The 12,881-nt window shown below is 74.6% G+C and carries 8 protein-coding genes; 4 read left to right on the top strand and 4 right to left on the bottom strand.

All coding sequences use genetic code 11. The features are described 5' to 3' along the window. Window positions 1–10: 10 nt before the first annotated feature. From ACN261_RS16420 to pcaF, 3 genes are all read right to left on the bottom strand, one after another. On the bottom strand, window positions 11–2,176 hold the full coding sequence (locus ACN261_RS16420; protein ID WP_421486209.1) for a putative bifunctional diguanylate cyclase/phosphodiesterase: 2,166 nt from the start codon (window positions 2,174–2,176) through the stop codon (window positions 11–13). Window positions 2,177–2,183: 7 nt separating this feature from the next. Further along, window positions 2,184–3,071 carry an SAM-dependent methyltransferase gene (locus ACN261_RS16415; protein ID WP_421487025.1) on the bottom strand — a complete coding sequence of 296 codons (888 nt, stop codon included), beginning with the start codon at window positions 3,069–3,071 and terminating at the stop codon, window positions 2,184–2,186. 187 nt (window positions 3,072–3,258) lie between these two features. Continuing rightward, window positions 3,259–4,464 (bottom strand): 3-oxoadipyl-CoA thiolase, encoded by a 1,206-nt coding sequence (gene pcaF, locus ACN261_RS16410; RefSeq protein WP_425850925.1) that lies wholly within the window; start codon window positions 4,462–4,464, stop codon window positions 3,259–3,261. A 157-nt stretch (window positions 4,465–4,621) separates the two neighbouring features. Here pcaF and ACN261_RS16405 point away from each other — a divergent pair, with 157 nt between their 5' ends. From ACN261_RS16405 to ACN261_RS16390, 4 genes are all read left to right on the top strand, one after another. Continuing rightward, a complete protein-coding gene (locus ACN261_RS16405; protein ID WP_421486206.1) occupies window positions 4,622–5,587 on the top strand; it encodes a glutathione S-transferase family protein in 966 nt (321 codons plus the stop codon). Continuing rightward, window positions 5,580–6,290 (top strand): DUF998 domain-containing protein, encoded by a 711-nt coding sequence (locus ACN261_RS16400; protein ID WP_421486205.1) that lies wholly within the window; start codon window positions 5,580–5,582, stop codon window positions 6,288–6,290. Before ACN261_RS16405 ends, ACN261_RS16400 begins: the two co-directional genes overlap by 8 nt. A 206-nt stretch (window positions 6,291–6,496) precedes the next feature. After that, complete coding sequence (locus ACN261_RS16395; RefSeq protein WP_425853610.1) at window positions 6,497–7,813, top strand: dicarboxylate/amino acid:cation symporter; 1,317 nt, start codon at window positions 6,497–6,499, stop codon at window positions 7,811–7,813. Window positions 7,814–7,889: 76 nt separating this feature from the next. After that, entirely contained in the window at window positions 7,890–8,957 is a 1,068-nt protein-coding gene (locus ACN261_RS16390) for an NADH:flavin oxidoreductase/NADH oxidase (protein ID WP_421486204.1), read from the top strand. A gap of 97 nt (window positions 8,958–9,054) precedes the next feature. Here the strand turns inward: ACN261_RS16390 and ACN261_RS16385 are convergent, their stop codons facing one another. Then, on the bottom strand, window positions 9,055–12,702 hold the full coding sequence (locus tag ACN261_RS16385; RefSeq protein WP_425850922.1) for an ATP-binding cassette domain-containing protein: 3,648 nt from the start codon (window positions 12,700–12,702) through the stop codon (window positions 9,055–9,057). Window positions 12,703–12,881: the final 179 nt, after the last annotated feature.

Genomic DNA, 12,881 nt, shown 5'->3' with positions numbered 1-12,881 from the left:
CGGGGGCAGGTCACTCCGTCGGCTCCCCGCGTAGCCGGGCGGTGATCTGGTCGGCCGGGGCCGGCGGGCCGAACCAGCGGCCCTGGCCGGTGTCGCAGCGCAACGCCCGCAACCGTTCGGCCTGCTCCCCGGTCTCCACCGCCTCGGCGGTCACGGACAGTTCCAGCGCGTGCGCCAACCGGACCAGGGCGTCGACGATCCGCTCGTCCCGGTGGTCGGGTGACGAGTCGCCGCCGTCACCCCGGATGCCCTCGACGAACGGGCCGGCCAGCTTCAGGCAGTGGATCGGCAACCGCCGCAGGTACGCCAGGTTGGAGTAGCCGGTGCCGAAGTCGTCGATGGCCAGCCGTACGCCCAGATCCGCCAACCGGTACAACGACCGTAACGGCTCCCCGGCGGTGCCCATCACGGCGCTCTCGGTCAGCTCCAGCTGCAACAGCTCCGCCGGCAGGCCGCTGCGGCTCAGCGCGCTCGCGACGGTGTCCACGATGGCCGGGTCGTCGGCCTGCCGGGCGGCCAGGTTGACGCTGACCACCAGCTTCGCCTCCGGGAACTCGCGGTGCCAGGCGCGGGCGTCGCGGCACGCCTGCCGCAGCACCCACTCGCCCAGCCTGACGATCAGCCCGGTCTCCTCGGCCAGGCCGATGAACCGGTCCGGGCCGACCAGGCCCAGCTCCGGGTGGGACCAGCGCACCAGCGCCTCCACCGCGAGCATCGAGCCGTCCAGCAGGGACACGATCGGCTGGTAGTGGACCACGAACTCGCCCCGGTCCAGTGCCGCCGGCAGGCCCGCCGCCAGCGCGGACCGGGCGATGTCGGCGGCGCTGCGCTCCGGGTCGTACACCGCCCAGCGGCCCCGGCCCTCCGCCTTCGCCCAGTACAGCGTGGTGTCGGCGGCCTTCATCAGCTCGGACACGCTGGTCTCGCTGGCCGGGCACTCGACCACCCCGACGCTCGCCGACACGGCGAGCTGGTGGTCGCCGACGAGCACCGGCGCGGCCACCGCGGCGAGCGCCAACTCGGCGACACCGACCGCGTCGTCGATGCCCTCGCCGCCGTTGACCAGGATGACGAACTCGTCGCCACCCATCCGGGCCACCAGGTGCCCCTGGCCGATGACGCAGTCGGACAGCCGCCGGGCGATGGTGACCAGCAGCCGGTCGCCGAGGTCGTGGCCGAGGCTGTCGTTGACCGCCTTGAAGCCGTCCAGGTCGAGGAAGCAGACGCCGATCCGCTGCTCGGGCCCGGCGTCGGCGAAGACCTGGCCGAGTCGCTCGAAGAACAGCGTCCGGTTGGGCAGGCCGGTGAGCGGGTCGTGCAGGGCCTGGAACCGCAGCCGCTGCTGGAGTTCGTACCGCTGGGTGATGTCCTCGATCATGGCGACCGTGAACCGGGGGCGGCCGTCGTCGTGCCGGATCAGCGAGACGGCCAGGTCGGTCAGGACGACACTGCCGTCCTTGCGGTAGTAGCGCTTCTCCACCCGGACGCTGTCGTGCTTGCCCTCGATCAGCTCCTGGTACATCTCCCACATCCCGGCCGCGTCGTCGGGGTGGAACAGCGCCGCGACGTTGGTCTGCCGCAGCTCCTCCGGGGTGTAGCCGAGCATGTCGGCGAAGGACTGGTTGACGTCGATGATCTGACCGTCGATGCCGGCGAGCCCGATGCCGATGACCGCACCGGTGAAGACCGCCCGGAACCGCGCCTCGCTGTCGCGCAGCGCCCGTTCCACCGAATCCCGCGCCTGCCAGGCCGACCGGGCGATCCGCTCCTGCTGGCTGAAGGTGCGGTCGCGCAGCGCCCGGCCGAACCCGGCGGCCAGCCCACCCTGCAGGGCGGCCACCCGGACGGGCAGGTCGGGCGGCAGGTCGTCGGGAGGCAGCACCCGCTGTGGCAACTGGTCACCGAGCGCCCGTACCGACCAGTCCAGGATGCGCGGTTCGGTCAGGTGCGCCTCCACCAGCGCCCGGCCCACCTCCTCCGCCGGGGCGGCGGAGAACTCCTCGGCGAGCAGGGTCTGCGCCAGCCGTACGGTGTGCGTCAGCAGCAGCCGCTCGGTCTCGTCCGTGCTCATCGGCACGAACCCGAGCCGGCGTACCGCCCGTGCCCAGTCGGCGGCGTAGGCCTGCGCGCCCGGACGGGACGCGTCGGTGCCGCCGGGGTCCGGAACGGCGGACATGGTCGGCTCAGCCGGCGGGTCGGTCGTACCGGGCGACGCCGCCGAACGCCCCGAACCGCTCGGGGTGCTCGTCCACGTCGGACGGGGAGTCGGGCCGCCACAGCGGCATGTGCACCACACCTGGCTCAAGCAGCGTCCAGTCACCGAAGAAGCCGGTGATCTCGGCGCGGGACCGCAGGGTGATCTCGGTGTCGGTGCGGGCCGAGAGCCGCTGCGCGTCGAGCATCTCCTGGGGCTGGTCCTCGAAGGTGGAGTGGGAGATGACCAGGAAGCTGCCGGGTGCGGCGGCGGCCCGCAGGGTGGCGAGGATGTCGGCCGGGCGGTCGGCGTCGGGGACGAAGTGCACCACCCCGGCGAGCAGGATGCCCAGCGGACGGTCGAAGTCGATCAGGCCGCTGGACCGGGCCTCGTCCAGGATCAGCTTCGGTTCCCGCAGGTCGGCGTGCACGGCGACGGCCCGGTCGTTTCCGGTGAGCAGTTCGCGGCTGTGCGCCACGGCGACCGGGTCGATGTCGACGTAGACGATCCGGGCCTGCGGGTCGGCGGCCTGGGCGACCTCGTGGACGTTGCCGACGGTGGGGATGCCCGAGCCGATGTCGAGGAACTGGTCGATGCCGGCGTCGAGCAGCGCCCGGACGGCGCGGCGCAGGAACTCCCGGCCGGAGCGCATGGTGGCCGCGAGGTTCGGGGTCATGCCGGCGATCTGCTCGGCGAGCCGCCTGTCGATCTCGAAGTTGTGCGCGCCGCCGAGGAAGTAGTCGTAGACCCGGGCGGCGCTGGGCCGGCTCAGGTCGATCTCGGCGGGAAGTCCGTCCGGCGTCTGCATCTCTGCCTGGCCCCCCAGTTCGTCGCCGCGGTGCGGGAGGGCACCGGTGTCGACGGCGTGCGCGGGCACGCGGAGCCGCACCGGCCGACCCGCGGATCGTGTGGTGCTGACCACTCTAGGCCCGTCCGCCCAGGTGCGGGAGATCAGCCGACCCCGATCTGTGCCCGGGACCGGCAGGTCGGACCCGCCGAGCGAACCGTCGTCACGCTGCGCGTCGACCCGCGCACCCCAGGCCACCGCGGCGCGTCCGGCCGGGTCAGTCGACGGATTCCAGCGCCAGGGCGATGCCCTGACCCACCCCGACGCACATGGTCGCCAGGGCCCGCCGGCCGCCCCGGCGGCGCAGTTCCAGGGCTGCGGTCAACGCCAGCCGGGCGCCGCTGGCCCCGAGTGGATGCCCCAGGGCGATCGCCCCGCCGTTCGGGTTGACGTGCTCGGCGTCCTCCGGCAGGCCCAGCTCGCGCAGCACCGCGATCCCCTGCGCGGCGAACGCCTCGTTCAGCTCGACCACGTCCACGTCGGCCAGGGCGAGGCCGAGCCGGTCGAGCAGCCGACGGGTGGCCGGCACCGGCCCGATCCCCATGATCCGGGGCGGTACGCCGGCCGCCGCCGCGCCGCTGACCCGGGCGAGCGGGCTCAGGCCGTACCGGGCCACCGCCGCCTCGGACGCGACCAGCAGGGCCACCGCGCCGTCGTTGACGCCTGAGGAGTTGCCGGCGGTGACGGTGCCGCCGGCCCGGAACGGGGTGGGCAGTGCGGCCAGCTTCGCAAGCGAGGTCTCCCGGGGGTGCTCGTCGACCTCGACCAGCTTCGTCTCCCGGCGACCGGCCGGCACGGTCACCGGCACGATCTCCTCGGCGAACCGGCCGTCGGCCTGCGCCTTGGCGGCCCGCTGCTGGGAACGCAGCGCGAACTCGTCCTGCGCGCGCCGGTCGACGCCGAACTCGGCGGCCACGTTCTCGGCCGTCTCGGGCATCGAGTCGATCCCCCACCCCGCCTCCATCAGCGGGTTGACCAGCCGCCAGCCGAGGGTGGTGTCGTACACCTCGGCGGCCCGCGAATACGGCGTGGCCGCCTTCGGCATGACGAACGGCGCCCGGCTCATGCTCTCGACGCCACCGGCGAGCACCAGGTCGGCCTCCCCGGCCACCACGGCACGGGCGGCGGTCGCCAACGCGTCCAGGCCGGAGCCGCAGAGCCGGTTGACGGTGCTGCCCGGCACCTCCTGCGGCAGGCCGGCCAGCAGCGCCGCCATCCGGGCCACGTTGCGGTTGTCCTCACCGGCCTGGTTGGCGCAGCCCAGCACCACGTCGTCGACCCGGGCCCAGTCCACCGCCGGGTGCCGGGCGACCAGTTCGCGCAGCACGTGGGCGGCCAGGTCGTCGGGGCGCACCCCGGCCAGCGCGCCGGCGTACCGGCCGATCGGGGTACGGACTCCGGACACGAGGTAGGCCACGCTCATCGACGCACGTCCTTCGGGGGTGGGAAGGGGCTGGCGGTCCGGCGTCACCCGGGTCACGGGGGACGCCCGCCGTCAGGATATCCGCGCCCGTACCGGACGCCGCCCCCGCCGGGTCGCACACCAGGTCGGGCGGGCGGACGCCGGATAGGTTGGCGGTATGACCCGGCCCCAGTTCAGCGCAGAGACCTCCGGCGGTGGGGCGTTCGTCCGCCAGCCCAACCGGTTCACCGGCCGGGTCACCCCGCACTCCACCTCACCCGAGGACGGTGGGCCGGACGAGCAGGGACGCTGGCCGCTTGCGGCCGGCCGGTACCGGCTGATCTGGTGCCGGGCCTGCCCGTGGGCGCACCGGGCCATGATCGTGCGGGGCCTGCTCGGCCTGGACGGGGTGATCTCGCTGGGCACGGTCGACCCGATCCGCGACGAACGCGGCTGGCGGTTCACCCTCGACCCGGACGGCTTCGACCCGGTGCTGGGCGTCGGGTTCCTGTCCGAGGCGTACCTGGCCACCGACCCGGACTACACCGGCCGGGTGACCGTGCCCGCGCTGGTGGACACGCTCACCGGCCGGGTGGTCACCAACGACTATCCGCAGCTCACTCTCGACTTCTCCACCGAGTGGCGACGCCTGCACGCCCCGGACGCGCCCGACCTCTACCCGGTCGCGCTGCGTCCGGAGCTGGACGCGTTGATGGCCGAGATCCACACCGACGTCAACAACGGCGTGTACCGGTGCGGCTTCGCCACCTCCCAGCAGGCGTACGACGAGGCGTACGCGGCGCTGTTCGCCCGGCTGGACGCGTTGTCGCAGCGGCTGGCCGGTCAGCGGTACCTGATGGGTGACGCGATCACCGAGGCGGACGTGCGGCTGTTCACCACCCTGGTCCGCTTCGACGTGGCCTACCACGGGCACTTCAAGTGCAACAGGCAGAAGCTGACCGAGATGCCGGTGCTCTGGGCGTACGCCCGGGACCTGTTCCAGACCCCGGGTTTCGGCGGGACGGTCGACTTCGACCACATCAAGCGGCACTACTACGCCACCCACCGTGAGATCAATCCCACCGGGGTGGTGCCGACGGGCCCGGACACCTCCGGCTGGCTCACCCCGCACGGCCGTGCCTGAGGCCGCCCGCGCCGTCGCCGGCCGGGTCGCCGCCGGCTGCGTGCTGCTCGGCGCGGTCGCGGTGACCGTCGCCGTCGGGGCCGGCCCGGGTGGCCCGTGGCGCGGGTACGTCAGCGAGGCGGGCGTCAGCGACAGCGCCTTCGCCTCGACGTACCGGATGGGGGTGTTCGCCCTGGCCGCGGCGCTGCTGTCACTGGCCGCGGCGCTGCCGGTGACGCTGCGGCTCGCAGCCGGCCTGCTGCTGGCCGGCGCCGCCGGCACCGTGGTCTCCGGCGCGGTGACGTGCAGCGCCGGGTGCCCGCTGCCGCCGTTCGAGGCGGCGACGCCGGCCGACCTGGTGCACGCCGGGGCGAGCATCGTGGCGGCCGGGGTGACCGTGCTCGCCATGCTGGTGGTCGGGTTCCTCCGGCCGGCGACGGCGGGGCTGCGCCGGGTGGCCCGGATCGCCGGGGTGCTGGCCCTGCCGGTGGCCGGGGCGGTCGCGCTGGGCCTGCTGACGGTGGGCCGGGGTGACCTGGTGGCCGGGCTGGAACGGGTGCTGCTGGTGGTCTGCGCCGGCTGGGGCCTGTGCACCGCGCTGCTGCTGGCCCGGCACCGACCGGCCGCTGACGGGCCAGCCGACCGGGCCGGTCCCGTCGTGCCCCGCGCCCGTGAGCACGTCGAACGTGACGAACGGGTCACCGGGTCGACAACCTCCGTGTAAGGAGCCTCACCCGGAGCGGTCCTTCCAGCTCGCGGTCGGCCGGGAGTAGCGTCGACAGGCGATGACCAATGTCTGGCACCTCACCGTGCGCCTGTACGTCGACCTCCGACGGCAGGCCAGTGGGGTCTGTCCGGCGCAGCCACGCTCCTGACGCTGCCCGCCGACCGACCCCTACCGACATTGGACCCGCCCTGATGGCTTCCACCCTGCGCAAATTCCCCTTCTCCGCCCAGATCCTGCTCGGCCTCGTGCTCGGCGCGGCGCTGGGCTTCCTCGCCCGTGAGGGCGACCTGAGCTGGCTGGCCGGCACCCTCGACACCGTCGGCGGGCTCTTCGTCCAACTGCTCAAGCTGGCCGTCCCGCCGCTGGTCTTCACCGCGATCGTGGTCAGCGTGGTCAGCCTGCGCGGGGTGGCCAACGCCGCCCGGCTGGCGCTGAAGACGCTGCTCTGGTTCGGCGTCACCGCGCTGATCGCGGTGAGCCTCGGCATCGGCATCGGCCTGCTCACCGACCCGGGCCGGGGGGTGAGCCTGGACGTCGGCGGGGCGACCGCCCCGAAGACCACCGGCTCGTGGACCGACTTCCTCACCGGCATCGTGCCGACCAACCCGGTGGGCGCGTTCGTCGAGGGCAACGTGCTCCAGATCGTCTTCCTCGCCCTGGTCGTCGGTGCCGCCGCGCTGCTGGTCGGTGCGGCCGCCGAGCCGTTCGTCGCGCTCAACCGCGCGGTGCTGGCCATCGTGCAGAAGGCGCTGTGGTGGGTGATCCGGCTCGCCCCGATCGGCACCCTCGGGCTGATCGGCCACGCCGTCGCCGCGTACGGCTGGGACCTGCTGGCCCCGCTGGCGAAGTTCACCACCGCCGTCTACGTCGGCTGCGCGATCGTCCTGTTCGTGGTCTACCCGCTGCTGCTGGTCACCGCCGGCCGGCTCAACCCGCTGCGGTTCTTCGCCGGGGCCTGGCCGGCGATCGAACTGGCCTTCGTGTCCCGCTCCTCGGTGGGCACCATGCCGGTGACCCAGCGTTCCGTCGAGCGGCTCGGCGTCCCCCGCGAGTACGCCTCCTTCGCGGTGCCCTTCGGCGCCACCACCAAGATGGACGGCTGCGCCGCGATCTACCCGGCGCTCGCCGCGATCTTCGTGGCCCAGGTCTTCGGGGTCGACCTCGGTGTCGGCGACTACCTGCTGATCGCCTTCGTCTCGGTGGTCGGCTCGGCCGCCACCGCCGGCCTGACCGGTGCCATCGTCATGCTGACCCTGACCCTGAGCACGTTGGGCCTGCCGCTGGCCGGGGCCGGCCTGCTGCTGGCGATCGACCCGATCCTCGACATGATCCGCACCGCCACCAACGTGGCCGGGCAGGCCGTCGTGCCGACCATCGTGGCCGCCCGCGAGGGCATCCTGGACCGCGACGCCTACGCCACCGCCGGACGGCGCGACCTGACCGACGCCGACGAGACCGACGCCGACGCAACCGCCGACCGGCCGGCCCGCCGCGACGACCTCGCACCGGCACCCGCCTGAGCGCATCGGCCGGGCGCTCCCCGGACGCCGCGCCCCGCCCCGCACCGCCACCCGCCCGTACCGGAGGATCACCCGCATGAGTGCCCTGTTCACCCCACTCGCCCTGCGCGGCGTCACCCTGCCCAACCGGATCGCCCTCGCGCCGATGTGCCAGTACAGCGCCGGCCCGGACGGGCTGCCCACGGACTGGCACCTGGTGCACCTCGGGTCCCGGGCCGTCGGCGGAGCCGGCCTGATCGTCACCGAGGCCACCGCGGTCGTTCCCGAGGGGCGGATCAGCCCCCAGGACACGGGCATCTGGTCCGACGCGCACGTCGACGCGTGGCGGCCGGTCACCGCGTTCATCGCCGCCCAGGGAGCGGTGCCCGCCGTGCAGCTCGCCCACGCGGGCTTCAAGGCCAGCACCTACCGGCCGTGGGCGGCCGGGCGCGGCGGGGTACCGGACGCCGAGGGCGGCTGGACGCCGGTCGGCCCCGGGGCCGAGCCGTTCCTGCCCGACTACCGGCAGCCGACCGCGCTGGACGGGACCGGTATCGCCGGGGTGGTGTCCGCGTTCGCCACCGCCGCCGGCCGGGCCGTCGACGCCGGCTTCGCCGTCGTGGAGATCCACGCCGCGCACGGCTACCTGCTGCACGAGTTCCTGTCCCCGCTGACCAACCACCGCACCGACGGCTACGGCGGCGACCGGGCCGCCCGGATGCGGCTCACCCTGGAGGTGGCCCGCGCGGTCCGGGCCGCCGTCGGCGAGCAGGTGCCGGTGCTCACCCGGATCTCCGCCACCGACTGGGTCGACGGCGGCTGGACGGTCGACGACAGCGTCGCCCTCGCCGCCGAACTGGCCGCGACCGGCGTCGACCTGGTGGACGCCTCCTCCGGCGGGGCGTCGACCCGGGCGGCCATCCCGGTCGGACCCGGCTACCAGGTGCCGCTGGCCGCGCGGATCCGCCGCGAGGCAGGCGTGCCGACCGGTGCGGTCGGCCTGATCGTCGAGCCGGAGCAGGCCGAGCAGATCGTCGCCGCCGGGGAGGCCGACCTGGTGCTGCTCGGTCGGGAACTGCTCCGCGACCCGTACTGGCCGCGCCGGGCCGCCGGGAAGCTCGGTGCCACCCCCGACTGGCCCGACCCGTACGCCCGCGCCTTCTGACCGTGGCCCACCGCCCCGCGGTGACTCCGGCGGGGAGGGTTGTCGTCGCCGCGGCGACGACGACCCTCCCCGGTCCTGCGGCCCGACGGCGGCGGGGTCAGCCGGCCAGGTGACCCCAGTCGTCCTCCAGCTCCCGCCACGGGCCCTGGGCGGCGACCGTGCCGTCGACCAGCACCACCACGTGGTCGGCGCGGACCAGCGCCGCCCGTTTCGAGGTGGAGCCGATCACGGTCACCCCGTGCCCCCGCAACGCCGCCCACAGCGCCAGCTCGGTGGTGACGTCCAGCGCGGAGGACACGTCGTCGGCCACCAGCAGTTCGGTACGCGGGGCGAGCGCCCGGGCCAACGCCAGCCGCTGCAACTGCCCACCGGACAACCGGGTGCCCTTGTGCCCGATGAGCAGCCCCAGCCCGCCGCCGCCCGCCAGGTCGTGCTCCAGTTGGGCGGTGGTGACCGCCCCGGCGGCGTCCACGTCGTGCCCGAGGGCGATGTTGTCGGCGACCGTGCCGGAGAGCACCCGGGGCAGCTGACCGACGTAGCCGACCTGCTGGGGACGCAGGAACAGCTCCGGCTCGGTCACCGGCTCGCCGTTCCACCGCAGCTCGCCGACGTGGTGCACGATCCCGGCCAGCGCCCGCAGCAGCGACGACTTGCCGGACCCGACCGGCCCCACCACCAGCACCAGTTGGCCCCGGTCGACGGTCAGGTCGACGTCCCGCACGGCGAGGGTGCCGTCGGAGTGCAGCGCCCCGAAGTTGGCCAGCTCCAGGCGGCGCAGCGGCCGGCGCGGCGGCGGCTGCGGCGCGGGGGCGGTACCGGCGGCGATGTCCACCCCCGGCACCTCCGCCGAGTACGCCCCGATCCCGGTCATCGCCACCGTCCGCCGGGTCCATACCCGCGCCGACGGATACTGCGAGACCAGGGACGCGGTGGTCCAGGCGAACCAGCGGGCCGCCCCGAGGGTGGAGACGGCGACCAGGGTGGCACCGGCGGAGAGCCCCCCGCCGAGGTAGAGCGCCCACGCGGCGATCGGCAGCAGCCCGCTGGCCACCGAGGGGGTGGAGCGGGCCCACACCTGCGCGGCGATCTCCCGCCGCTGCCGGTCGCTGCGCACCAGGTCCAGTGCGGAGAGGTGGTCGAGCACCGGCCGGGTCGCCCCGGCGAGCTTGACCGTCCGGGCCGCCGACAGCGACGAGACCAGCGCGGTGGCGAAGGCGGCGCGGGCGGCCACCGTGTCCCGCGCGGAACGCTCCAACCGGGGGCCGAACAGGGTGGCGGCGAGCCCGGACACGGCCATCGTGCCCACGAAGAACAGCGCCGGCACGAGACTGCCCGTGATCAGCGTCATGGTCACCATCGTCACCAGGGCGATGAGCTGGTCCATCAGGTTGTCGGCGAGCTGCACGACCCGTTCGGTGTCCCCGCTCTGCGCCACCACCTCGGCCGGGGTGTGCCGGCTGGCGCGGCGCGGGCCGGTCTGACCGTGCACCAGCCGCAGGCTCATCCGTAGCATCTGCCGTACCCACCACTGGGGGAACCGCAGGTTCGTCAGGAAGGGCAGCGGCAGCACCACCACCAGCGCGGCGGCGATACCGAGCGCCGGCAGCCACGGGTCACCGCCGTCGACGACGTCCGCCCACAGCCAGGGCAGCACCGCGCCGTCGAGGCCGAGCACGGTGATCACCATGAACAGCCCGACCGACAGCAGGCCGAGGCGCGGGTCGTTCAGGCCCAGCCGCAGGATCTCCCGCATGGTCCGCGCGGGCGGTAGCGGTGGCAGCGGCGGCGGGTCCCCCTTCGGTACGGCCACCGCCGCCCGCCCGGCCGTCCCGGCCCCCCGCACGGCAGCGGCCCGACCCGGCCCGTCACCGCCCGGCTTGTCGACGCCCGACCCGGTGCCGGGCGGCCCGGCCGGGGACGGCGCGTCGGCGTCCGGCCAGGCGGTGCCCGGCGCGTCGGCGTCCGGCCAGGCGGTGCCCGGCGCGTCGGCGTCCGGCCAGGCGGTGGCCGGGCCGTCGAGCAGGTCCAGTCCGCCCCGGCTGCCGGACCGGCCCGCACCGACCGGGGTGTACGCGGCGGCGTGGCTGGTGGCGAGCAGCTCGGCGAAACGGGCCGAGGAACGCAGCGGGCCCGCCTCCAGGACCGCCCCGTCGGCCATCACCACCACCTCGTCGCAGCGCCGCACCGACGACAGCCGGTGCGCGATGATGATGCCGATCCGGTCGGTGAGCAGACGCTCGGTCGCCTCGCGTACCCGGGTCTCGGTGACCGGGTCCAGCCGCGCGGTGGCCTCGTCGAGGATCACCACGTGCGGGTCGCGCACCAGGATGCGGGCGAACGCCACCAGCTGTTCCTGGCCGGCGGAGAGCACGTGGCCGCCCTCGCCCAGCCGGGTCCGGATGCCGTCGGGAAGCTCCGCGACCCACCCGGTGAGCCCCAGCTCGGCCAGCGCGCGGGGCGCGTCGTCGAGCAGGTCCGGGTCGAACAGGGCGACGTTCTCGGCGAGGGTGCCGGCGAGGATCTCGGTACGCTGCGGCACCACCGCGATCCAGCGCCGCAGCTCCTCGACGTCCAGGTCGCACAGGTCGGTGTCGCCGAGCAGCACCGTCCCGCGCGGCACCTCGACCGCCCGGGTGAGCACCTTGGCCAGCGTCGACTTGCCCGAACCGGTCCGCCCCACCAGCGCGTACGACCGGCCCCGGACGAAGCTGAGCCGGACGTCGCGCAGCGCGGGTTCCCGCTCGTCCTCGCCGGTGGCCGGGTAGCGGAAGGTGAGCCCGCGCAGGGTCAGGTCGCCGTCGGTGGGGGTGGCCCCGCCTGAGGGTTCCTGCCGGGCGTCGGAGAGCAGCAGCACCCGGGCCCAGGCGCCGAGCGCGTACTGCAGGTGCGGCACCCAGCGGGCGAGGTGCTCGACGGTCGCGCCGAAGCTCAACGCGAGCAGCCAGATCGCGGTCAGCCGGGCACCGTCGATCCGGCCGGTGGTCAACGCCCACGCCCCGGCGAGCACCACCCCGGCGATCCCGACCCGGATGGTGCCGGCGGCGAAGGCGGTGACCCGCGCCGACATCAGGAAGACCCGGCGGCAGCGGGCCAGCACCTCGGCGGCCCGTCGGGCGTACAACCGCAGCACGTACGGCTGGGCGAGGCTGGTGCGGACGTCGTCCTGGCCGTGCACCGCCTCCTCCATCACGGCGGCCAGGTCCGACCAGGCTTCCTCCTCGGACATCCGGGCCGGGCCGATGGCGGCGGTGGGACGGCGCAGCACCACGACGAGCAGCGCGGTGAGCAGCAGCATCGCCACCCCGGCCGGCCACCAGACGAACAGCGCGCTGACCGTGGCGAGCAGGCAGAGCACCAACCCCTGGACCAGCCGTACGCCGGTGTTCCGCAGCTCGGAGGCGACCTGGTAGACGTCGTTGTCGATCCGGTCGAGCAGTTCACCGACCGGGGTGCCCTCCAGGGTGGGCAGATCCTGCCCGAGGGCGACCCGGCAGAGCCGGCGACGCACGTCGGCGGACCAGTCGGCGGTGATGCCCGCCATCAGCAGCGCGATCACCAACTCGCCGAAGACCGCGACGACCAGCGCGACGACCAGGGCGGCGAACCAACCGGCCGAGCGGTGCACCAGCACGGGGCCGGCGACCGCCGAGGCGGCGGCCTGACCGGCGGCACCGAGGACGACGAGGACGATCACGACCGTCACGCGGCGTGGCGCGGACGCCCAGAGATCACGGAGCAGGCGCATGGAGATTCCCTCCGGGACTCGGGGTGGCGGTACCCCCCAGCCTGACCCCCCGCCCCCCTCCCCTCAACGCATTTACCACCGACCCACCCAACTCCCCCACCCCAGCACCCGGCCCCACCCGCCTCCCGCCCCGCCCTGCCCCCGCCCCGCCCTGCCCCGGTGATCAAGAGGTTTGCGTC

The organism is Micromonospora sp. WMMD723 (genome assembly GCF_049863385.1).
GTDB classification, from domain to species: Bacteria; Actinomycetota; Actinomycetes; order Mycobacteriales; family Micromonosporaceae; genus Micromonospora; species Micromonospora wenchangensis.
This window is presented reverse-complemented; position numbering and strand designations above follow the sequence as displayed.

Coding starts and splice junctions, on each gene's coding strand:
- ACN261_RS16420 (WP_421486209.1), bottom strand. CDS start 2,176: ATGTCCGCCGTTCCGGACCCCGGCGGCACCGACGCGTCCCGTCCGGGC.
- pcaF (WP_425850925.1), bottom strand. CDS start 4,464: ATGAGCGTGGCCTACCTCGTGTCCGGAGTCCGTACCCCGATCGGCCGG.
- ACN261_RS16405 (WP_421486206.1), top strand. CDS start 4,622: ATGACCCGGCCCCAGTTCAGCGCAGAGACCTCCGGCGGTGGGGCGTTC.
- ACN261_RS16390 (WP_421486204.1), top strand. CDS start 7,890: ATGAGTGCCCTGTTCACCCCACTCGCCCTGCGCGGCGTCACCCTGCCC.
- ACN261_RS16385 (WP_425850922.1), bottom strand. CDS start 12,702: ATGCGCCTGCTCCGTGATCTCTGGGCGTCCGCGCCACGCCGCGTGACG.